Origin of the sequence: Bacillus sp. Leaf49 (assembly GCF_001426125.1) — a bacterium.
Lineage (GTDB): Bacteria > Bacillota > Bacilli > Bacillales > Bacillaceae > Bacillus > Bacillus altitudinis.
This window is the reverse complement of the sequence record NZ_LMRK01000001.1, coordinates 497208-520850: the sequence shown is the minus strand read 5'-3', so window position 1 is coordinate 520850 and position 23643 is coordinate 497208. Positions and strand designations below refer to the sequence as shown.

The 23643-nt window shown below is 41.1% G+C and carries 18 protein-coding genes and 3 pseudogenes; 18 read left to right on the top strand and 3 right to left on the bottom strand.

The annotated features are described in order from the left end of the window. Nucleotides 1-65: 65 nt before the first annotated feature. A pseudogene (locus ASG46_RS02720) lies at nucleotides 66-1205 on the top strand (transposase); the annotation flags it as partial. 10 nt (nucleotides 1206-1215) lie between these two features. Further along, nucleotides 1216-1398 (top strand): annotated as a pseudogene (locus ASG46_RS21580) (transposase); the annotation flags it as partial. Between the two features lie 327 nt (nucleotides 1399-1725). Here the strand turns inward: ASG46_RS21580 and tagU are convergent. Continuing rightward, nucleotides 1726-2646, bottom strand: a complete 921-nt coding sequence (gene tagU / locus ASG46_RS02715) for a polyisoprenyl-teichoic acid--peptidoglycan teichoic acid transferase TagU (RefSeq protein WP_035389693.1) — start codon at nucleotides 2644-2646, stop codon at nucleotides 1726-1728. 182 nt (nucleotides 2647-2828) lie between these two features. On the opposite strand from tagU, the gene ASG46_RS02710 reads away from it, so the two are divergent. The 15 genes from ASG46_RS02710 (at nucleotide 2829) to ASG46_RS02640 (ending at nucleotide 20446) form a co-directional block, all read left to right on the top strand. Continuing rightward, nucleotides 2829-3152, top strand: a complete 324-nt coding sequence (locus ASG46_RS02710) for a hypothetical protein (protein WP_035701604.1) — start codon at nucleotides 2829-2831, stop codon at nucleotides 3150-3152. 25 nt (nucleotides 3153-3177) lie between these two features. Next, nucleotides 3178-5286: a SpoIID/LytB domain-containing protein gene (locus ASG46_RS02705; protein WP_008348301.1), complete on the top strand. Its 2109-nt coding sequence runs from the start codon at nucleotides 3178-3180 to the stop codon at nucleotides 5284-5286. A gap of 22 nt (nucleotides 5287-5308) precedes the next feature. After that, entirely contained in the window at nucleotides 5309-6799 is a 1491-nt protein-coding gene (locus ASG46_RS02700; protein WP_017357852.1) for an N-acetylmuramoyl-L-alanine amidase, read from the top strand. A gap of 132 nt (nucleotides 6800-6931) precedes the next feature. Further along, nucleotides 6932-8422: an N-acetylmuramoyl-L-alanine amidase gene (locus ASG46_RS02695; protein WP_056702953.1), complete on the top strand. Its 1491-nt coding sequence runs from the start codon at nucleotides 6932-6934 to the stop codon at nucleotides 8420-8422. Nucleotides 8423-8566: 144 nt separating this feature from the next. After that, nucleotides 8567-9136 (top strand): hypothetical protein, encoded by a 570-nt coding sequence (locus ASG46_RS02690; protein WP_019743577.1) that lies wholly within the window; start codon nucleotides 8567-8569, stop codon nucleotides 9134-9136. Between the two features lie 199 nt (nucleotides 9137-9335). Beyond that, nucleotides 9336-9995: a sugar transferase gene (locus ASG46_RS02685; protein ID WP_008348294.1), complete on the top strand. Its 660-nt coding sequence runs from the start codon at nucleotides 9336-9338 to the stop codon at nucleotides 9993-9995. Nucleotides 9996-10013: 18 nt separating this feature from the next. Next, complete coding sequence (tuaB, locus tag ASG46_RS02680; protein WP_056702950.1) at nucleotides 10014-11465, top strand: teichuronic acid biosynthesis protein TuaB; 1452 nt, start codon at nucleotides 10014-10016, stop codon at nucleotides 11463-11465. Continuing rightward, on the top strand, nucleotides 11462-12646 hold the full coding sequence (gene tuaC / locus ASG46_RS02675; RefSeq protein ID WP_056702946.1) for a teichuronic acid biosynthesis protein TuaC: 1185 nt from the start codon (nucleotides 11462-11464) through the stop codon (nucleotides 12644-12646). The genes tuaB and tuaC overlap by 4 nt, the downstream gene beginning before the upstream one ends. 75 nt (nucleotides 12647-12721) lie before the next feature. After that, a complete protein-coding gene (gene tuaD, locus ASG46_RS02670) occupies nucleotides 12722-14059 on the top strand; it encodes a UDP-glucose 6-dehydrogenase TuaD (RefSeq protein WP_017368147.1) in 1338 nt (445 codons plus the stop codon). A gap of 14 nt (nucleotides 14060-14073) precedes the next feature. Further along, nucleotides 14074-15003, top strand: a complete 930-nt coding sequence (locus ASG46_RS02665; protein ID WP_056702944.1) for an NAD-dependent epimerase/dehydratase family protein — start codon at nucleotides 14074-14076, stop codon at nucleotides 15001-15003. 39 nt (nucleotides 15004-15042) lie between these two features. Continuing rightward, complete coding sequence (tuaE, locus tag ASG46_RS02660; RefSeq protein ID WP_056702941.1) at nucleotides 15043-16509, top strand: teichuronic acid biosynthesis protein TuaE; 1467 nt, start codon at nucleotides 15043-15045, stop codon at nucleotides 16507-16509. A 61-nt stretch (nucleotides 16510-16570) separates the two neighbouring features. After that, entirely contained in the window at nucleotides 16571-17248 is a 678-nt protein-coding gene (tuaF, locus tag ASG46_RS02655) for a teichuronic acid biosynthesis protein TuaF (protein WP_056702938.1), read from the top strand. A 24-nt stretch (nucleotides 17249-17272) separates the two neighbouring features. Further along, the gene (gene tuaG, locus ASG46_RS02650; RefSeq protein WP_025208067.1) at nucleotides 17273-18028 is read left to right on the top strand and encodes a teichuronic acid biosynthesis protein TuaG; all 756 of its coding nucleotides are present in this window, start codon (nucleotides 17273-17275) and stop codon (nucleotides 18026-18028) included. Further along, nucleotides 17997-19244 (top strand): teichuronic acid biosynthesis protein TuaH, encoded by a 1248-nt coding sequence (tuaH, locus tag ASG46_RS02645; protein ID WP_056702935.1) that lies wholly within the window; start codon nucleotides 17997-17999, stop codon nucleotides 19242-19244. Before tuaG ends, tuaH begins: the two co-directional genes overlap by 32 nt. Before the next feature lie 134 nt (nucleotides 19245-19378). Then, nucleotides 19379-20446, top strand: coding sequence for a glycosyltransferase family 4 protein (locus ASG46_RS02640; RefSeq protein WP_024719245.1), 1068 nt, complete (start codon nucleotides 19379-19381; stop codon nucleotides 20444-20446). A 37-nt stretch (nucleotides 20447-20483) separates the two neighbouring features. Here ASG46_RS02640 and ASG46_RS02635 read toward each other — a convergent pair. Together ASG46_RS02635 and ASG46_RS02630 are read right to left on the bottom strand one after the other, a co-directional pair. Next, nucleotides 20484-21581 (bottom strand): annotated as a pseudogene (locus ASG46_RS02635) (LCP family protein). Beyond that, entirely contained in the window at nucleotides 21566-22234 is a 669-nt protein-coding gene (locus tag ASG46_RS02630; protein ID WP_017357860.1) for a YigZ family protein, read from the bottom strand. Before ASG46_RS02630 ends, ASG46_RS02635 begins: the two are co-directional and overlap by 16 nt. 221 nt (nucleotides 22235-22455) lie before the next feature. Here ASG46_RS02630 and ASG46_RS02625 point away from each other — a divergent pair, with 221 nt between their 5' ends. After that, on the top strand, nucleotides 22456-23631 hold the full coding sequence (locus ASG46_RS02625) for a sensor histidine kinase (protein WP_003213166.1): 1176 nt from the start codon (nucleotides 22456-22458) through the stop codon (nucleotides 23629-23631). Nucleotides 23632-23643: the final 12 nt, after the last annotated feature.

The following is a 23643-nucleotide window of genomic DNA, read 5'->3' as shown; positions in this document are numbered from 1 at the left end:
CCTTAAATTTTCCACTATCCCATTTTATAATAGAGAAAAGCATACTAAAGGAAGGTGTTTTTCTCATGTTCCACACTAGAAATTCTTCTCAGCACGAAGCCGAATTTGTTTTGCTAGATCAWTTGGTCGAAGAGGATCACCTGCTTCGTAAAATTGATCAGTACATTGATTTTTCATTTATCATAGACAAAGTAAAACCRTATTATAGTGAGAATAAAGGTCGTCCCTCACTTGATCCACTTATTTTGTTTAAAATGATGTTTATCGGATACCTGTACGGTATCCGTTCTGAAAGACAACTTGAAAAAGAAATTTACTATAACATGGCGTATAGATGGTTTTTAGGTTTAAACATCAATGACCCCGTTCCCCATCACTCGACCATTAGCTGGAATCGTCGTACTCGATTTAAAGATACAACCATTTTTCAAGACATTTTCGATGAAATTGTTCTTCAAGCCATCAATCACGATATGGTTGGAGGGCGCGTTCTTTTTACTGACTCCACTCATCTTAAAGCCAATGCCAATAAACATAAATATACAAGAAAAACGATTGAACAAGATACCCARAACTATATAAATGAATTAGAAGAAGCGATCCAAGAAGATCGGGTGGCACACGGAAAAAAGCCCTTAAAGGTAAAAGAGGAGGTGAAAACGGAAAAAGACATTCGTCAAAGTACCAATGTCCATGATTCCGTTCCGTATCTTGAACGATTGGATCACCAAATCGCACGATTTGGTTTTCAAGTAGACGCAGTTGCCCTTGATTCTGGTTATTTGACCAGCCCAATCTGTAAAGGTTTATCTGATCGCCATATTTTTGGTGTCATCGCACATAGACGTTTTCATCCAACAAGAGGATTATTCGAGAAGTGGAAATTCCAGTATGATTCTGAACACGATCAATACATATGCCCGAATGGTGAAAAGCTTTTATATACCACGACTGATCGAAAAGGTTATAGGTTCTACAAATCAGATCCTAAAAAATGCACATCGTGTCCTTTCCTTGAAAACTGCACAAGATCTAAAAATCATCAAAAGGTCATCTCAAGACATGTGTGGGAGGAACATAAAGAAAAGATCAGGCAAAATCGTCTGTCTGCCGCTGGAAAAGAGCTATATAAAAAAAGAAAAGAAAAAATAGAGCGAAGCTTTGCAGATTCAAAACAACTGCATGGGCTTCGCTACTGCCGGTTAGTCTGCCGCTGGAAAAGAGCTATATAAAAAAAGAAAAGAAAAAATAGAGCGAAGCTTTGCAGATTCAAAACAACTGCATGGGCTTCGCTACTGCCGGTTAAGGGGAAAACAAAATGTAAGTGAGCAAGTGCTTCTCACAGCTGCCTGCCAGAACATGAAGAAGATTGCCACACACCTAGCAAAGCTAGGATAGGTGTGTGGGAGGCCTTTTTCATGTTTTTCCTTCAATCTCATCTATCATAATGATGGTGAAAATAAAAAAGATTGTAGAAAAACATGAGTTTCTCTACAATCTGAGTGCACATTTTTGTGCACTTTTTTTATTACTAAATAATCTATTTAAACTCTAAAACTTCCATTTCCCCAGAGTATGGATTNAAAGCTAGGATAGGTGTGTGGGAGGCCTTTTTCATGTTTTTCCTTCAATCTCATCTATCATAATGATGGTGAAAATAAAAAAGATTGTAGAAAAACATGAGTTTCTCTACAATCTGAGACTACATTCCTGTAGTCTTCTTTTTTACTGCTCCAAACTATCCTTCAATTCCTTCTTCACTTTCGCTAAACTGTTGTCATCAAGCTGATAGTAATAAATATTATTGATTCGTGCGCCTGTACCTTTCAGCTCGTGCTGTTTCACATTTTGTCTTGCATCACGATAATCATTCATCATCGTCCACATGTCGTCAAAGGACATATTCGTTTTCATGTTGTTTTCAACGACTTTAAACATATCGCCGAATTTCGTAATAGATGAAATGTTAGCGCCTTTTGCAATGATGCCTTCAATGACTTGACGCTGTCTTTGCTGACGGCCGAAATCACCTTTAGGATCTTGCTTTCTCATTCTTGTATAGGCAAGGGCTTGATCGCCGTTCAGGTTAATTTCTCCTGTACCAAATGAATGGCCATCATAGCTGAAAGCAAACGTGCTGTTCACCGTAATGCCGCCAAGTGTATCGACAATGTCTTTAAAACTTTCCATATTCACTTTCACAAAGTAATCCACAGGTACATCAAGCAGTTCCTCTACTGTATCTGCAGCCATTTGTGTACCACCGAAAGCATAAGAGTGGTTGATTTTATCCATTGTGCCTTTTCCGACAATTTTTGTATACGTATCACGGGGGATACTCACCATTTCAGTTGTTTTCGTTTTCGGATTCACTGTCATGTATATTAATGTATCTGCACGGCCTCGGTCATTCTTTCTTTCATCGACACCCATGACTAAAATGGAGATCGGGTCTTTTTTACTTAAATCGACATCTTTGTCACGCTTATCTGACTTCTTTAAGTTCTCTTGAATGCCTGCGACAGTGGATGCGGCTGTATTCCAAAGATGATACGCGTATCCGCCAGTGGCTAATACGAATAAGCCAATAATCGATAAAACAATCCAAAGAACCTTCTTTTTCTTTCTTTTTCTCTCAGCTCTCATAATGTCCCTCACCTTTTCTATCATTCTTCCATGATTATAGGTTTACGAATCTTGATAAACAAGTTATTTTTTTACTCTGAACCTAGATATAGACGTTGTAACAAAAAAAAGGTTTCAAAAAACCTTAAATTTACCTTAAAATATTAAGTTATAAGACGATACAAAGACATGAGGTGAAAAAAATGAAGAAAATCGTCGTTTTACCGTTCTTAATACTACTACTAGGTATCGTGCTCACAGCATGTGGAACGGCTGAGCAATCCTCAGGAGAAAACAAGACAAGCAGTTCAACTCCTCAGGTGCTGGAAGAAAAAGCTGAATTTATTGGAATGGCTGATGCACATACAGTCGAAGTGAAAAAAGTGAATACGACTTTAAGCTATGAATTTACGGATAATTTTAAAGATGTATTAAATGAATTTAAACCAGGTGACAAAGTAGAAATCTCTTACTTTATCAATGACAGTGGTCAAAAAGAAATTCAGAAGATTGAAAAACAGAAGTAAAAAAAGATGGGCGGGATGAACAAAATTGAAGAAAACAGGCATTACACTTATCGTTCTCATGACACTGACACTACTAATTGCACCTTTTCAGTCTGCCATGGCCAGCTCGACAATTTCAGTAAAACTGTCTAACTATATCGGAAACAAAAACAGCATGGATTTCTCAACAACGGGGGAATACAAACTATCAGGATCAAATGTCGCTGTGACGAAAAGATACGACGGCAAAAATCGTTACGAAGTAGCCAATAGTATTGCTTCTGCAGGATGGAAAAATCCTTCAACCGTTGTGATTGTGAGCCGAGATGCTTTTGATCATGCCATTTCTGTATCGCCGTTAGCATACAAATTAGGCGCCCCAATTTTGTACACGAACATTGAAAAGCTAACGAAGACAACCGAAAATCAGTTGAAAAAGATGAATCCTGATAACATCTTAATTGTCGGGAATACGAAAAGTATTTCAACAGCTGCTGAGAAATCAATCAAAAAGTATGGAAAAGTGAGACGCATTAGTGGGAAAGACAAATTTGAAATTTCCCAAAAAATCGCCAAAGAAATGGGTAACTATAAGCAAGCAATTGTTGTCGGCGGGAACTCATTCATGAATGGGATTGCAATTGCATCCTATGCATCGAGAAAAGGATACCCAATCCTATTAACAAAAAAAGATTCCATTCCGTCTTATAAAATGCCAAGTAAAGTCATTATCATCGGCAGTACAAAAAGTACGGGACAAAAAGTAGAAAATCAAATCAAGAAAACCTCACAGGTGACACGAATCAGCGGTGCCAATCGCTACGAATTATCTGTGAATATCATTAAAAAATTAAACATTAATGCAGATAAAGTGTACTTGGCAAAAGCCTCTAGCTATATTTATGCAATGCCTTTGTCGCAATTGGCTGCAAAATCTAACAGTACCGTTGTGTATGTGAAGCCGGATTCTGTCACAGCGTCATTAAAAGCATTGCTGAAAGAAAAAGGTACATATGCTTACCATCTTGCTGGTAGCACAAGTGCGATTACAGATAGTTTAAAAAATTCTTTAGCCAAACAAGTCTATCTGAAAAAAAATCAAAACTACCAATTGAATATTTCTAACGGAAAAATTTCATTAAAAGGCATTAAGACGTATAACACATTAAGAGTTGTTCCTGAGAAATATTCAACCAAAAATGTCCTTCAAATCGCAGGGAAGCCTTACTTAGGTAACGTCAACTTTGCCATTGAATCAGGATATATCAGGCCGACTAATGAAAATATTCCATTTGAAGACTATCTAAAAGGTGTTGTGCCAAACGAAATGCCTGCGAGCTGGCATGTTGAGGCATTAAAAGCACAAGCTGTTGCCGCTAGAACGTATTCAGTGAAAAGTATTGGAAAAGTCGTACCTGATACAACAGCCTTCCAAGTATATGGAGGATATAACTGGTACACAAATTCGACAAAAGCTGTGGATGCCACAAAAGGCAAGGTTCTGAAATACAACAATCAACTTATTTCAGCCACCTATTATTCTAGTAATGGCGGATACACTGAGGCGAGTGAAGAAGTATGGGGGAATGCACTGCCATACTTAGTCGCCAAAAAAGACACAAAAGATCCTGTCAATGCGTGGACACTGAAGTTGTCTAAAAAGCAATTAGGCACTACGTTGACTGCAAGTACAGCAGCTTCTGAGTGGTCTAAGGCAAAAGAAGCCAATGCTGCCGACCTTGCTGGTCTAAAATCATGGCTGTTGAAAAATAAAGAAACAGCTGCATCTGACATGAGAATTGCATCTATTTCAAGCCTGACATTCTCAGGAAAAACAAAAGGTCAGCGTGCGAAGACCGTTTCAATCAAGCTGAATTACCATCTGAAAAACAAAACAGGTACGTATACAGTGAACAAAAGTACAACGGCAAGTATGAAAATGACAGAGTTTAGAACAGTCATGGGCGCAACAAAGGTGAAAAGTACGTTTGCGTCAGTAAAGAATAATACAAATGATTTCACGATTTCAGGAAAAGGCTATGGTCACGGCATTGGTATGAGTCAATACGGCGCCAAAGCTAGAGCTGAATCTGGAAACTCGTATTCTTCCATACTTTCGTTCTACTATCCAGGTACAAAACTAACAAACTATTAAGAATAAAAGGAGGACTTAGAAGATGCGCTCAATGATCAAAACAGCCATCCTCAGCCTCATCGCCATTTTCGTTATTGTTCCAACAGCTTCAGCAGATAACTCGGTCTCCCGAATTGATGGTGGGAGCCGGTATGCTGTAGCAGCAAACGTAGCGAAAAAAGGATGGGGAACAGCAAGTACAGTTGTTTTAGTGGGGAAAACTGCATATGCAGATGCAACAGCAGGAATTCCACTGGCACATCAAAAAAATGGACCAGTTCTTTACACAAATAGTACAAGCCTTTCTGGAGATACAAAAAAAGCCTTAACGGCTTTAAAAACGAAGACAGTTATTGTTTTAGGCAGCACATCAAGTGTGTCAAACAACGTGGTCAATCAAGTAAAGAAAATGGGCATCTCTACACAACGTATTTCAGGAAAAAACCGATATGAGCTATCGGCAAATATCGCGAAAAAAATGAAAACGCCAGCTGGCGTCGTTGTGGTTGAAGGGTCATTCTATGCACATGGAATTGCCATTGCACCTGTAGCGGCACAAAAAGGGTTCCCAATTCTATATACAGATAAAAAGGGCCTTCGTTCTGAAATCGCTTCTGTTGCAAAATCAAGCAATGTGAAACAAACCATTGTCGTAGGCGGAGAGAATTACGTCACAAAAGCAGCTTATAATCAATTAAAATCTCCAACGCGAATCAAAGGCTCTACTCGTTATGACGTGGCTGCGAATATTGTGAAAAAATACAATATGAGCACAAATAATACCTATGTAGGAAGAGGGTTTGGCTATGCCACTTCATCTTCTGCGGCAGGAATTGCAGCAAAGCAAAACAAAGCATTGCTCCTAACGAATGAAAAGACGCTGCCAAAGGTAACAAGAGCGACGATTAGCAGCAAAAAAATCACCAAATTTACTGTCGTTGGCAGTACAAATACAGTGACACCAACTGTCGTGAATCAATTGAAAAATCCTGTCGTTGGCAAAAAAGTATTCATTGACCCAGGTCATGGCGCTCATGATTCAGGAGCGGTAGGCTACGGATTATATGAGAAGAACTTAAACTTAGATGTAGCCAAACGTCTAAATACAAAGTTAAACAACGCAGGTGCACTTGTGACGATGTCAAGAACATCAGACACATTCGACAGTCTTCAAACACGGGTGAGCAAAGGTGCGTCAGCAAATGCAGATATCTTCATCAGTGTCCATGCGAACTCAAATGATAACAGCAGTGCAAATGGAACTGAAACGTATTATGACAAAACATATGCGGCAACAAACAGCTTGAAGCTCGCGCAAAATATTCAGCCTAAAATGGTCAGTGCATTAGGCACAAGAGACCGTGGCGTGAAGACAGCTGGTTTCTATGTGATTAAATATTCTAAGATGCCAAGTGTTCTCTTAGAAACTGGTTTTGTTTCCAGTCCAGTTGATTCAAATATTTTGAAATCAGCTACTTATAAAGATCGATTGGCGTCAGGTATTTCAAGCGGTGTTTCAGGCTATTTTAGATAAGAAAACATACAGATGAGGGGTGCCGAAGATACACCTCTTAGGCTGCTCGAGAAACGACTCTCGGCAGCCTTTTTTCAAAATTACATGAAGTGTTTCCGGGGTGAAGGGTTCAAAACCAAGGAGGTTGACTTCATGCGTTCTTATATCAAATGTTTTGTTTTGATTGTGATTTCACTATGTTTATATGCACCATCAGCATTTGCGCAGCACAATGTATCGAAGATTGAGGGAAGTAATCGATATGAGGTGGCAGTTAACGCTGCAAAACGAGGCTGGTCGGCAGCTCCTACAGTTGTTTTAGTAGGCGGTGAAGCTTATGCTGATGCGCTAAGTGCTGTGCCGTATGCCTTTCAGCAAGGAGCCCCAGTGCTGTTAACGAATACTAGCAGTCTTTCAGGTGCAACTAAGTCAGGTCTTCAGCAGTTGAAAACGAAGCGTGTCATCATTCTTGGCGGAACCGCAAGCATTTCTCAAAAAGTCGTAGCGCAGCTAAAAGCAATGAATCTATCCGTATCGCGAATACAAGGGAAGAATCGATATGAATTGGCGGCAAATGTTGCTAAGCAAATGAAGAGTGTTGATACAGCTGTGATTGTGAATGGTTCTGCTTATGCAGATGCTGTGGCGATTGCTCCGTATGCTGCAAAACAAGGCTTTCCTATTTTATTAACCGATGCAAAAGGGCTGCGGCAGGAAACAGCCAATCTATTAAAAAGCAAAGCGGTGAAACGGACGATTGTGATTGGCGGGGAAACAAGTGTCAATCAAGCAGCCTATCAAAAGCTGCCATCACCCGTGAGAATCAGTGGAGCTAATCGGTATGAAGTGGCAGCCCGAATTGCGAAAACATACCCGATGAAGACAACCCAAACGTATATGAGTAACGGCTATGCATATGCCGATGCGGCAGCTGCGGCAAGTACGGCAGCCAAGCAAGGGCAAACCCTTCTTCTTATAGACGCTCAATCTGTGCCAGATGCGATTCGTCGTGTCATTGGGTCTAAAAAGATTTCAACATTTACAGTGTTGGGCGGAACATCAACCATACGAACCAGTGTGATCACACAGCTGAAAAATCATGTGTTAGGTGAAACCATATTTATTGATCCAGGTCATGGTGCACAGGATGCTGGAGCGGTAGGAAATGGGCTGTTTGAAAAAAATGTTAATCTGGATGTCGCGTTAAAACTGCAAGCAAGGCTCAAACAAGCGGGTGCGCTGACGGTCATGTCTAGAACATCTGATACATTTGATTCCTTGCAAACACGTGTAAGCAAAGGATCACAGGCTGGTGCGGATGTGTTCATCAGCATCCATGCCAATGCAAATGATCATAGCGGTGCAAATGGAACAGAAACGTATTATGATGCGACGTATGCTTCGGCCAATAGTTTAAAGCTGGCACAAAAGGTACAGCCCCAGATGGTGAAAGCCCTTGGCACAAGAGATCGCGGTGTGAAGACAGCAGGATTCTACGTGATCAAGTATTCAAAAATGCCCAGCATCTTGCTTGAAACGGGGTTCGTAACTAGTCCGATTGATGCCAGTATATTAAAATCAACGACTGCCAAGGAGCGGCTGGCTTCAGGAATCGCAGCAGGTGTATCTCAATATTTTGAATAAAATAGATCGGATGAATGATATGTCAAGTTAAAAATACATTTCATTTCAGGTTATTTTTGTTATAATCGAAACATAGAGGGTGGATTTTTCACGTATTTGCCTTCCAATGACAGCAAATCGACAAATCATGAAGAGGTGACGATCTTGAAAAAATTAATCACAATGCCGTTTTTAGTCTTACTTCTAGGTGTAATGCTCACAGCATGCGGCACATCAAATCAGTCAAACGATAACAATACGGATAACAGCAAAAAAGAAACAACTGAAGCAGCAGATCAAAAGAAAGAAAATGCAACAGATGAAAAGACGGAAGACAAGTCCGCAAGTGAAAAAGCAGATGATGAAAGCAAAGAAACAGCTGCTCAAACAGAAGACCAAGCAGGTCAATCTGATGAAGATGCAAAAGAAAGCTCAAGTAAGGAAATCACAAAAGAAGAAACGACAAACGATCAGTCAAAAGCTGAATCTAAAACAAAAAAAGAATCTACAACGAAGAAAAATGAAGTCACCAAAGAAGGCACATATGTCGGTTTGGCTGATGGACATACAATTGCTGTCAACATTGATGGAAAAGAAGTAGCCATTCAATTCGGAAATACATTTTCTAAACAAGTGAACAGCCTAAAAGAAGAATCAAAAGTGAAAGTAACTTATACAAAAGATGCAAATGGAACGCTTAGACTGAAGACGATCGAATCCGTAAAGGCAAAATAAAAAAAAGACACGTAGACCCGCAGAAATGCGGGTCTTTTTTACGTTTAAAAGGGCATAACTTGATATAAGGGCACATTCTTAACACACTTTTACAAGACTTAACAGCCCATTTACATTTGCTTAATGTTGCTCTGCTAAACTGACTTTCATAGAACATCTCTTTACACAACAACTACTTTGAATGGTGAGGTGCAGGTCAGTGAGCGCAGAGAAAGCGATGAACCTTTACAGAGAATATGAAGTGAGACGAAACCACTCTTTTGCTTTAACAGAACATATGGTTCGATATTTATTTGCAAAACGTTTCATAGATGTCGTGTTCTCGTTCATCGGATTGATGTTGAGTACGCCAATCATTTTACTGTTTGCCCTTTTAATTAAGCTAGAAACACCAGGGCCAGCCTTTTATATGCAGGAAAGGGTCGGAAAAGACGGTGTCTACTTTAAATTATGGAAGCTCAGATCGATGAGAACCAACGCAGAAAGCGGAGGAGCGAAATGGGCGCAAAAAAATGACCCTCGTATCACCAAAGTGGGGGCATTCATCAGAAAAACAAGAATTGATGAACTGCCGCAATTTATCAACGTGTTAAAAGGAGAAATGAGTATTGTAGGTCCACGTCCTGAAAGACCAATGTTTACTGCCGAATTTAATCGGACGATTCCAGGCTTTACAAAAAGACTGACAGTGAAGCCAGGGCTGACAGGTCTTGCTCAAGTAAATGGGGGATATGAAATGAGTCCAAGTGAAAAATTATCACACGACTTACAGTATATTCAAAACTTGACATTTTCTCTCGACACGAAGATTATGGTAAAAACGTTAAAAGTCATCGTGACTGGTGACGGAGCCAGATAAGTAAAGTAGGGAAGAGAAATGGCAAGTATGAAAAATCGCCTGCTGGGCGGAGCAAAATGGACAAGCTTGTCCGCATTGATCATTACCATCATCCAAATTGCACAGTTCGCCTTTTTAGGAAACGTAATGTCACTGAAAGAATTTGGACTCGTTGGCATGATCACAACGGTCACAATATTTACACAGATTTTACTTGATCTAGGCATCGGTGCTGCGATCATTCAAAAGGAACAAACGACGGAACGTCAATTATCTACATTATATTGGATCAACTTGCTGACGGGAATTCTCTTGTTTTGTGTATTGATCCTTGCAAGTCCCTTGATTGCCGCCTTTTATGCCAGACCTGAGCTGGAAGGCTTGCTCAAGTTATTATCAATCATGTTTCTCATTGCACCAATTGGTCAGCAATACCAATATATGATGCAGAAAGATTTAGCCTTTAAAACCTTAAGTACGATTGAGACGATAGCGACGATCATTTCGCTGATTGTTCTACTGATCCTAGCCTTTTTTATCAATCCAATTGTGGCCTATGTGATCTCTCAAGTGCTGCTTCAATCAGGAAAAGGTCTCATGTATGCAGCGGCTTATTGGAAGAAGTGGCGCCCAGCACCCGTTTTCGCATTAGGGGAAGTGAAAGAGTTTTTCTCCTTCGGGGCTTTCCAACTGGCGTCAAGGCTCGTCAATCGGGCAGGCTCAAACATCGACATGATTTTAATAGGACGGTTTCTTGGAGCAGAGGCTTTAGGGATTTACAGCCTGGCTTATCAAATCGTCACAATCCCGGTGCTGAAAATTAACCCGATTGTGACGAGAGTGGCTTTCCCAGTTTTCGCAAAAAGTCAGCGTGATCATTCTAGGCTGCGTGAGGGCTTCCTCAGTATGACGAATATGCTCGCACTCATTAGTTTTCCACTCCTCATCGGTCTTGCTGCCGTATCAGATAGCTTTATAGAAGTGGTGTTTGGAGAGAAGTGGCTAGTGGCGGTCCCGGTTTTGAATATTTTGTGCATTGTTGGTCTACTCCGTGTGCTGATGAATCCAAATGGTTCCATCCTTCTTGCAAAAGGAAGAGCTGACTTAGCTTTTTATTGGGATACAGGCATGCTCATCGTATATGGATGCGCCTTATATGCAGGAGTCCATACCGGCAGTCTATTGACTGTAGCTTGGGTCTACTCAGGGGTCAGCCTGCTGAACTTCATTGTCGGCAGGTGGCTGATGGCTTATGTCATTCAGCTAAATATGAAGGTGTATGTAAAATCACTCGTAAAGCCTGCTGTCATGACGCTGTTAATGGCCGCCTGCGCAGTGGCTGTTCATCAAGGGATGAAGCTGACATCAGCGGATATACTGCTTCAATTACTACTCACGATTGGTTTAAGTGCGGTTTTATATAGCTTGCTACTTGTCAAAATGTATCCGCAGATGGCAGGAAAATTATGGAGAAGAGGTCGTTCGTCATGAAGGTGCTATGGCTGACAAGTGTATATCCTAGTGAAAAACATCCAAGTGAAGGCGTCTTCCATGAAACGCAAGTGCAGGAGCTGGTCAAAAAAGGCGTAGAAGTGAGCGTGATTTGTCCTACTCCTGTCAATCCGCCCATCTTACGGATGCTTAAAGCTTCCTATCGTCAGAGAAAAGATCTTCCCGAGCAGGAAGTGAGGTGCGGCGTGCCGGTTTACAGACCGCCCTATACAGCGCTGCCTGGACAGCTAAAATGGGCTCAGCCGAGTAAAAGAATCGCAGCTTCTGTCCTGCGCACAATGGAGCGTTATGAACTGTCACCGGATTTCATCCATGCGCACTTTGCCATGCCGTCTGGCGGCGCAGCAGCTGTGATCAAAAAGGAAGCAAACATCCCTTATCTTCTGACCTTACACGGCAGTGATGTGAACATCTATCCAAACTATAGCAAAGGGGCGCTTGCAGCCTTTGAAGCAGCAGTAAAACAGGCGTCTGCTGTTCTCACAGTGAGTGAGGAGCTGGCAAAGAAAACACATGACATGACAGAGGTGGATGCACAATGTCTCCCGCTTGGAATTCCGCTCAAGTCATTTTCTAGAACACCAGGGGATCAAACAGCCATCAGAAAGCAGGTAGGTTTACCGCTTCACGACAAGCTCATCGTTTTTGTTGGCCGTTTAGTCAAAGAGAAAGGTTTGCTTGAATTAGCGGAAGCTGTCAGCGGGATGGAGGGTGTAAAAGCCGTCTTTGTCGGAAAAGGACCCCTCGCAAAGGAGCTAGCCGAACGGGCGGAAGAATCCGTTATACTCCCGGGACAGGTGCCGAATGAACAAGTCAAACATTATTTAATGGCAGCTGACCTGTTTGCCCTTCCTTCCTACAGTGAAGGAATGCCGACTGTCGTTCTTGAGGCGCTCGCTTTAAAAATGCCTGTCATCGCAACACGGGTTGGTGGTCTCCCATCACTATTTTCTACCTATCAACATCTGCTCATTGAACCGCGTTCAACGAGTCAGTTAAAAGAAGCGATTCACGCTTATCTTTATGAAAACAGATGGAACGAGCAAGTGAAGAACGATCTTCACCACATCGTCCATACAGATTATTCATCATCACATAATGCTAAGCTCCTGATTCAGCAATATGAAAAGGTGCTGAATCAATCAACATCCACCGTTTAAACAGGATGAAATGTGCAAAGACTGATAGATAAACAGTTTGGAACGACCAATATGCTTTTACTGAGAGGATGAAACATGTTGAAGAAAATTGCTGTGATTGGAACAGGATATGTCGGGTTAGTATCGGGTACTTGTTTTGCTGATATCGGAAATCGCGTCATTTGTTGTGACATCGACGAATCAAAAATCAACAGCTTAAAAAGCGGTCTCGTTCCAATTTATGAACCGGGCTTAAAGGAATTGATTGAGAAGAATACAGAAGAAGGAAGATTGTGTTTTACAACCAATATTCCCGCTGCAATTCGAGAATCAGAGATTATTTATATTGCGGTAGGAACACCAATGACACCTCAGGGGGAAGCAGATTTAACATTCGTGAAAGCTGTGGCTCAAACGGTTGGGGAACACCTGAATGGCTACAAAATCATCGTGAATAAGAGCACAGTGCCAGTTGGAACAGGACGTCTTGTTCAAGCCATTGTTCAAAAGGCTTCACGCAGTAAATATCCATTTGACGTCGTCTCCAATCCAGAGTTTCTGCGGGAAGGTTCAGCTATTCAAGATACGATGAATATGGAGAGGGCGGTCATTGGCTCAACAAGCGCACATGCATCCACGATCATTAAAAAATTGCATGATCCGTTTCAAACAGAAGTGGTTGAGACCAATCTAGAAAGTGCAGAAATGATTAAGTATGCGGCAAATGCCATGCTCGCCACAAAAATCTCATTCATCAATGACATTGCGAACATTTGCGAGAGAGTTGGCGCTGATGTGGAAAAAGTCAGCGAAGGTGTTGGGTTAGACAGCCGTATCGGGCATAAATTTTTAAAAGCAGGCATTGGATTTGGCGGTTCTTGTTTCCCAAAAGATACGATGGCTCTTCTCAAAATTGCCGAAACAGCCGGCTACCGGTTCAAGCTGATCGAATCTGTCATTGAAACAAACAACCACCAAAGAGCCCATCTTGTCAGCAAACTGATGAGTGTGTTCGGTGATATTAAAGGAAAAACGATTTCCGTTTTAGGGCTCGCATTTAAACCAAATACAAACGATATGCGTTCAGCCCCAGCACTAGATATTATTCCAATGCTGAGAGAGCTCGGAGCTTTTGTCAAAGCCTATGATCCAATTGCTTATGTAGAAGCAGAAAGAGAGCTTGGCCCGCAGGCGGTCTTCAGCAATGATCTCTATGAAACAGTGAAAGATACAGATGCTTGTCTCATCTTAACGGAATGGGATGACGTACAGAAGATGGATAAGGATCAGATCAAGCAGCTGCTTCGTTCTCCCATTTTAATTGATGGAAGGAATTTGTTTGATCCAGCAGAAATGAAAGAGAGAGGATTTATTTACCAGTCCATCGGCCGACCAGGCGTATGGGAAACAGAATTGGTATCGAAGGCACAATAATAGGGGGAACTTGGATGAAGAAAGTATTGGTAACTGGGGGAAGTGGATTTATAGGATCTCATACGGTAGAGGCTTTATTAGAGAAAGGTTATGAGCCCATCGTTCTTGACAACTTTTCAACTGGATCGAAGGAAAATATCGCTCATCTTTCCGTACAATGCATTGAAGCAGATGTCACAAAATCAGAAACGGTCGATTTGATCAAACACATTGCACCAGATTATATCATTCATCTTGCAGCGCAAGTGAGTGTAGCCGTTTCGGTTCAACATTTCGTCTACGACGAAGAGGTCAATATTAAAGGTTCGCTGCATGTGATCAAAGCAGCGGCTGAAGCCGGGGTGGAGAAAGTGGTGTTTGCCTCATCGGCAGCAGTCTATGGAGACCCAGTCTATCTGCCGGTCGACACAGCTCATCCACTGCAGCCTGGTTCACCTTATGGCTTGTCGAAACTCACAGTTGAACGATACTTACAGATGGCGAAATCACTCTATGATGTGGACTATTGTATTATGCGGTACAGCAATGTATATGGTCCGCGCCAAGACGCACTTGGTGAAGGCGGAGTCGTTTCAATTTTTTCTGATAAGTTTGCAAAACATGAGGCACCTTTCATCTTCGGAAACGGAGAACAAACAAGAGATTTCATCTATGTAGGCGATCTAGCCGCAGCGAATGTTGCAGCTTTAACAGCTCAATCAAACGTTTGTTTAAATATCTCATGTGGTCATTCCATCACGGTGAATGAGCTGTTTCAAACGATGAAGCGAGTCACGAGATCAGATATTGAACCGATTTATAAGCCTCAGCGTGCAGGAGATATTGTGCATAGTACATTGGCAAATGAGGAAACGAAACAAGTCTTAACATGGGAGCCTGTTGTGACTTTACAAGAAGGTTTGGCTCGTACCATTTCCTACTATGAACAGGAAGTAAAGGCTTAATCCCTCAAATCGGATGGGTTGCTTAGGAGGAACATGGGTATGAGTGTGAAACAAACAGCATGGCAAATCATAATCGGATGTATTTTATTAGCAGCAGGTATCGGGCTTGTACAAATGGCATCCACACAGCCTATCGGGTTAAAGAAGATGGTGGTCATTCCGGTTTTGATTGTGGTGCTCATAGCGGCTGCTATATGTATGAAGCTCTACATGAATGGTGAGCACATATTCATGTCAGCCATTTACCTTTTGATTGCATTAACATTTCTCAATAACGCTTTTTTCTCTATCAGTGCCGGGTTCTTTAGTCTCTTTCTCTACCGCATCATGCTCTTGGCTGTCTTTGCTTTATTCATATGGCGGATGAGGGACAAAGGAACGTACATATCCCAGTGGCAGCAAATTCGCGTTAAAGGCATTCTTGGTTTTTTCGCTGCATGGTTTCTTTACGGACTCATCTCACTGCTTTGGGCTCATTCGGTCACAGACGGCCTGAAATATATGTCTCTTCTTGCGATGGGAATGGGTTTTGTCTTTCTTGTGGTCATGTACATTCAGCGAATGGATCAGATCGTAACTTTTTATAGTATTTGGCTAGTCATGACCTTATTTGTGATGGGAATCGGGTTCTATAATCACTTGACCTTGAACCATTTACCGAATACTTCATTGTATCTTGGACCAGCGTACAAACAGCACTATCCTACAGCTGTCTTCTTTAACCAAAATGATTTTGCGACTTTTTTATCTATTAGCTTTTTCTTATATGTGGCGTGCATGCGCCAAATGAAAAATGGTTATATCAAAGCGTTCGGATTACTAGGAGCCATCTTAGCGCTGTATCTCATTTTGTTAACAGAATCGCGCGCCAGCTTGCTTGGCATATTAGCTGGAGCGGCAATCTATGTATGGCTGTTGATGCCTCGCTTTTTAAAAAAGTGGTCCATCATGGCAGCAGGCGGGCTTGTTATCATCTGTATCGCCATTTTTTCAGCCAAAATCTATTCTGTCTTTTATGACTTGTTTCTCGCTTCTCAGGTCGCTCATTCTTTCAGCGAACCACTTCCGTCCAACATTGCCAGGGCGAATTTAATCAAAAACGCTTGGTATTTCTTTACGAATTCATACGGTTTCGGAGTCGGAGCGGGCAATGTGTCTTATTACTTAGCTCACTTTTCTATCTTTGATACAGATCAGGTCGTGGAAGTTCACAATTGGCTGCTAGAGGTGATGACGAATTTTGGGTTTGCCGTCATGCTAGGTTATATCTCAGTGTATGCCTATCTCATGTTCTCGCTGTACAAACAATACCAATTGGCTGACACGAGATCAGCCAAGATGATCATTGAAGGTCTATTTGCTGCCATGCTGAGCTTTCTCGTCTCAAGTATCAGTCCTAGTTCCGTATCGAATTTATATTTCCACTGGGTGTTTCTAGGTCTAGTGATCGCAGCGGTCAATATCATGAAAAATAAACAGCGCTTCAAGCCGTGGGCAAACGTGTGATGCTGAGTTTGTATGGCTACACTAGTGAAAAAGCAAATACGTCAATGTTGGGAGAATGAGCATGTCTGGTTTTATGTTAAGAATAGGGAAGCGAATGAAAAAATATATCGTCTGGCTTGTGCTGCTGCCTGTTGTATTGGCTGCTTTTGGTTTCTTTTTTGCCAAGGGGACAGTAGAACAGTCTAGTTACACAGCTGCTGTGAGCTTGACGCTTGGGAAATATGACGACGGTGTGTATAACAATATGGAAGAAGTGACATCTCTATTAAAAAGTGATGCATTTCTGAATCAAGCACTCCGTGATGTAAAGGAAGAAGAAAGGCAGGATGTGAAAAATCGTTTGATTCTCACGAACCAGTCCGATACACAATTGCAGTTGTCGTTTACAGATGCTGATCAAGCTCGAGCTTTGGCGGTAGTGAAACAAGTGTCAGATACATTTTTAAAGCAGGACAAAGCCTTATTTACGAAAAGACAGCAAGTCATTGAAAGGAGACTATCCGCTCTTGAAGATGAATCTGTCAGCAATGACTCCAAGGTCGATAAAGAACGATTTTTATATGAATTGGAATCGACAAAGCTCGGGATGAAGCAGGCAAAGATTGTCGATCCTGCCCAAGTGCTTGATGAAGCAGGCAAAGGCATGTCAGCGAAAAAACGAGCACTGCTTGGACTTGTCATTGGCCTTAGCATCTCGCTTATGTTTGTGGTGTTACCTGAAGTATTCAAAGAATCTTAATGATGAACTGGAGATGAGTCTTAGGTGAACAATCAACCGTTAGTATCAATTATTACACCGGCGTATAATGCGGAACGTTATTTAACGGATACAGTTCATTCCGTCCTTGCCCAAACCTATTCCAACTGGGAGCTGATCATTGCAGATGATTGCTCAACAGATGGCACAAGGAAGCTGTTAGGGGAATTAAGTCAGACGGACGACAGAATCAACGTCATTTATTTAGAGGAAAACGGAGGAGCCGCTATTGCTAGAAACACCGCCATCAAACAGGCGAAAGGCCGCTTTATCGCTTTTTTAGATAGCGATGATATGTGGAAACAGACAAAGCTCGAAAAGCAGGTCAAGTTTATGTTAGAAAATGATCATGCCTTTACTTTCACGGCATATGACATCATTTCAGAAAATGGAGAGTCATTACAAAAAACCGTCACAGCGCCGGCTCAGTTGAACTACAATGAAGCTTTAAAAAATACGATTATCGGCTGTTTGACGGTGATGCTCGATCTTCAACAAGTAGGACACGTGGAAATGCCAAACATTCGAACAAGGCAGGACTTAGCCACATGGCTCTCTATTTTAAAAAAAGGATTTACTGCCTATGGAATGAGTGAGCCACTCAGTGAATATCGCATCGTGGGAAACTCGATTTCTAGTAACAAGTGGAAAGCAGCGAAAAAAACATGGTTTGTCTATAGAGAAATTGAGCAGCTTCATTTTGTGAAAGCATCTTGGTGTTTTATGCACTATGCCACAAATGCTGTCAAAAAGCGCTTATAAACAGAAGGGAAAAAAGGTGATAAAGGTGAAAGCAGAGTCGATCATACATGTGATTGTCGCAACGGGAGAATGGGGACACGATGGCCTAAGGTACAGACGGCATCGACTGGCGGAATTTCTTGCATCTGATCCAGAAACGAAAGAGGTCATCTGGGTATGCCCATCTGCCACTCGTCATTCAGCTCCCTTTCAGCCTATAACGGATCGAATGAAGCAAATGACCATTCCTGATGTGCTCAAGAGCAAGTTTTTTCGCTTTGGCCGTTATCAAGATATGTTTTATTTTCATAAATTATCTCCTCTTCTTGAACATTTGCGTCAAGAAGAAGAGCAGGGCATAGCCGTCTGTTTATGGTATACGTTTCCGGGATTTCCGCTCTTATCTTCTTTATTTGAATGGAAACATATTGTGTATGATTGCAGTGACCTGTGGGGAGAGCCCATCAGCGGAAAAAACAACATTCTCTCTTATATGAGACAGCGAGTCATTGTAAAAGCAGAAAACCGCATTATTAAATATGCACACAGCATTACGTGCTCTTCACAATACTTACATGATCAAATCAAAAAAAGGCTCATGGGTGAACCGAAAGATGTCTTTACAGTGGAAAATGGCGTCGAGTATGATGTGTTTGCAAAAAGCAACCTCCCTAGCAGGGAAGACGTGCTAGAGGGAAGAGAGGGAACGGTTCTTGGCTTTATAGGTGGGATCAAGCCGAAGCTCGACTTTGACATGATCGCTCAAGCTGCTCGTATGCAGCCAGATTGGACATTTTTATTTGTCGGTCCGGATGGAACGAATGGAGATCCATCTTTTCAGCATGCACTCAAACTGCCCAATGTCCTATGGACAGGAGCAGTCGCACCAGAAGAAGTGCCTGCTTATATGAAATTAATTGATGTAGGGATGATGCCATACAAACAGTCTCCTTACAATCAAGCGGTTTTTCCGCTCAAGCTGTATGAATTTTTAGCTGCCGGAATCCCTGTTGTTGGTTTAAATCTTCCATCAACGGAAAGGCTAAAAGAGAATGATGTGTATGAATATGTAGAGGGCGAAGATCCAGCTCTCTTCGTCGAAGCCTGCCAGAAAGTGATCAGTAAAAAAGATGACATGACATGCAGACATCTAAGACAAAGCCGGGCAAAGAAAAAGGATTGGCACGCACTGTTCACAAACATGGTGGAATTAACGAATATTAAAGAAAACGCATAATTCATTCAGGATTGTGCGTTTTTATTTGTTTCTTCTTCTTAGGGGGAGCTTGTGATCATCCTATATTCAATTGTATAATGGAAAGAGCGGCCAATATACAAAATACAGATTTCAATTTAGAAGGAGACTGACCTATGGATTACGAACGCGCCTTATTAGCGTTTTTTGTCTCTCTGGCTACAGTTTTAATTGTGACACCAATCGTCAAAAAGTTTGCAATTAAGATTGGTGCAGTGGACCAGCCGAATAAACGAAAAGTTCATGATAGAGTAATGCCTCGAATGGGCGGTTTGGCGATTTTTATTGGGGTAGCGGCTGGAGCACTAGCAGGCGGGCTGTTTCTACATAATAAAATTACAGCTATATCAGTTGGCGCTGTACTCATCGTCATTTTAGGTATATTTGATGATAAATATAATTTAAGTGCAAAATTTAAATTTCTTGTGCAAGTTCTCGTTGCTTGCTTAATCGTGAGCACGGGCTTAAAAATGGACTTTTTCTCTGTTCCTTTCTTAACAGATCGACTGGAGTTAGGATGGATGGCGTATCCCCTGACTGTACTATGGATTGTTGGGATTACAAATGCGATCAATTTAATTGATGGATTAGATGGACTGGCTGCCGGAATTTCGGTTATCGGTTTAACCACGATTGCCGTCATGGCATTTTCTGCGGACAAGATCCTGATTCTTTCGTTATCTCTTGTCGTCATTGGCAGTACCATCGGTTTTCTTTTTTATAACTTCCATCCAGCAAAAATATTTATGGGTGATACAGGGTCGTTATTTTTAGGTTATATGATCTCGGTCCTGTCACTTTTAGGATTGTACAAAAGTGTTACTTTGTTTAGTGTTGTTGTCCCTGTAATTATTTTAGGTGTGCCTATTTTTGATACGACCTTTGCGATCATCAGACGAATATTGAATAAACAGCCTATCTCATCACCTGACAAATCACACATCCATCATCGACTGATGGCCTTTGGCTTATCACATCGAATGGCAGTGATTGTGATTTACATGATTGGCTTAGTCTTCAGCTTAAGCGCGATTTTGCTGACAAGTGCCACCATTTGGCTGTCATTGATCATCATCTTTTTACTGGTCATGTTTATGCAAGTTATTGCTGAAGTCACTGGTTTGGTGAACGAAGAGTTTAAACCATTTACGAAATTCTACAAACGTATGGTCAAAAGACAATAAAAAACAGCCCGCTTCCAAGGAACGGGCTGTTTCCATATTATTGTCCTGATGTGCTGGTCGAAGGGGCCTGGGTATCGGCTGACCCTGTTGCATCAGAAGATGAATCGGTTTGTGTATTTGTTTCAGTTGAAGACGATTACTCAGCAGGAAGCTTTAAATGTGTCTTTAACTCATTTTGCACCTCAGCCAAGTTGGTTTGATCTGGCTCAAAGAAGTATGTTCGATTTGGTCCTAAATAAAGGTCTGATCCTTTAATAGATAATGTTTCAGTATCGTCTCCTTTAAAACCACTGTAAATTTGCTGTAGAGCAAGTCCTTCTTTGATGTGAAAGTTGGTTTTTATATGATCACTTACTTCTTTTGCGATATTATCCACGTTTGCAATGTTATGAGGTTTCGCCATTTGATCAATCATGGCACGTAAGATTTGTTTCTGACGATCGTTACGCCCGAAATCACCACGTGGATCTTGTTTTCTCATTCGCGCGTAAGCAAGTGCCTCTTCCCCGTTTAAATGCATATTCCCTTTTTTAAAGTAAATCTTTTTCGATTTTTTGACGTCACTTTTTTCATTGAAGTCAAATGGAACGTCTATATCGATTCCCCCAACTTCATCAATGACATCCTTAAAACCGTCAAAGTCCACTGTTGCATATTTGTCAATTGGGATATGCAAGAATTGTTCGACAGTTTCAATCGTTTCGTCTTTACCGCCTTTAGCAAATGCCGCATTGATCTTTACTTTATTTCCCGTTGTGTCACTAGCAAGCTGTACTCGTGTGTCACGGGGGATACTGACCATTTTCATCGTTTTATCCTGAGGATTAATCGTTGCGACGATGAGTGAATCTGAACGGCCGTGATCACCATTTGTGGCGTAATCCTCTATGCCAACAAATAGGACAGAGAAAGGTTTTTTCTTGATATCAATGACAGCATCACGGAGTTTCGATTTCTCCCCGCGCTCTAATTCATCATAAGTTTTGTCAGCAGCTTGGAGTGTATTCACAATCTTATAAACTGCAAATCCGCCCATGCAGATGAAGAGAAGCAAAAATAAGACCAGAATCCGTTTGAAAATCTTTTTCTTCTTACTCTTTTTCTTTCGTACACGCACTTTTACTCGTTGTGCCATTCATCTGTCTCCTTTATCGGACCAACGTCCTTTTCTAAATAAATCAATTCGCCTTCTTTAGTAACACTCTTTCCATTAGTCAACTCAGTCATCCATTCAATGAACTGCTCTGTTTGTGTTTCTTCTACATACGTTTCAAAAATCACATCTTCTGCATAATGGATGTCTTTTAGCTGAAAAGATGAGGCTCTAAGCTCATTCTCTACCTTTCCAAGCCATGTATAATCTATTGTTGTGTGCATCGTACGCATTAAACAGCGTTCTACCATACCAACATGATTGATTGCTTCAGACACAGATTTTCCGTACGCACGAATTAATCCACCGGCACCTAGCTTAATACCGCCGAAATAACGAGTGACGACAACAACTGTATCTTTCAGCTTGCGTTTTTTTAGCACTTCAAGCATGGGTACCCCTGCCGTACCACTTGGTTCACCATCATCATTTGCTTTTTGAATCAGATCATGTTCACCGATCAAATAGGCGGAACAATTATGAGTGGCGTTCCAATGTTGTTTTTTTATGGATTGTATAAAGGCTTGTGCTTCTTCTTCTGAGACAGCACGTTGTATATGACAAATAAAACGTGATTTTTCAATGACGATCTCATGCTCGCCACGGCTTTTTACTGTGAGATAGCGGTTCAGCAAAAGACATACCCTCCTGACAAGCAAATTGTAAGGCTAGAGAAAATTTGCATTGGTTTTAGAATTTTACAGCGTATTTTGTTATGATGATAGGAGCGGAAAAAGGGTCGTCATAAAAATTTCATGATTTATACGCATTCTTTCATTATAATTCGACATAAAATGCAGATCAATGACATTTATAATAAAAAAAGATGACATCACTGTTACGGGAGGGAAAAGCCATGACAACACCTAAAATGGATCCGAAGTTATTGGATTCAATCATCATGAAAATGCTAAGTACAGTTGATGGCAGTAAGGACGAAGTATTTAGAATCGGCGAACAGTCCCGTCAACAATATGAAAGCCTAGTAGAAGAGCTTAAGCAAATTAAACAGCAAGTCAACGAAGTAATTGATTTTGGGGATAAACTAGAAGTACATACGAGACATGCTAGAAATCGATTATCTGAGGTCAGCAGAAACTTCAACAAATTCAGCGAAGAAGAAATACGAGAAGCCTATGAAAAAGCACATAACCTGCAAGTAGAATTGACCATGATCCAGCAGCGCGAAAAACAGCTGAGGGAAAGAAGAGATGATCTCGAAAGACGATTGTTAAGCTTACAAGATGTCATTGAACGTTCAGAAACGCTTGTGAGCCAGATCACGGTCGTCCTCAACTACTTGAACCAAGATTTACGTCAGGTCGGTGTTTTACTTGAAGATGCTCAGGCAAAACAAGATTTTGGACTAAGAATTATTGAAGCCCAGGAAGAAGAGCGCAAAAGGGTATCACGAGAAATCCATGATGGACCTGCTCAGATGCTGGCAAACGTGATGATGCGTTCAGAACTAATTGAACGAATTTTTAGAGACCGTGGAACAGAAGAAGGATTTAAAGAAATTAGAAGTCTAAGACAGAATGTGCGAAATGCACTGTACGAAGTGAGAAGAATCATTTATGATTTAAGACCGATGGCTTTAGATGATTTGGGTCTCATTCCGACACTGCGAAAATACTTAAACACAATTGAAGAATATGATGGAAAAACCAAAATTACGTTCCAGTGCTTAGGTGATACTGAAAGCGAAAGAATTGCTTCTCAATTTGAAGTGGCACTATTTAGACTAGCTCAAGAAGCTGTCACAAATTCTTTAAAGCATTCTGAAGCTGAAGAAATCTCTGTGAAGGTTGAAGTGACGAAAGACTTTGTCACCTTAATTATCAAAGACGATGGAAAAGGCTTTGATATGAAGGATGTTAAAACAAATAAAAACAAATCCTTTGGGTTACTTGGTATGAAAGAGCGCGTAGACTTACTAGAAGGTAAAATGACCATAGACTCAAAAATAGGTCTAGGGACATTCATCATGATTAGAGTACCGTTAACATTACAAAATAAAATTGTAAAATAGAGACAAAAGACA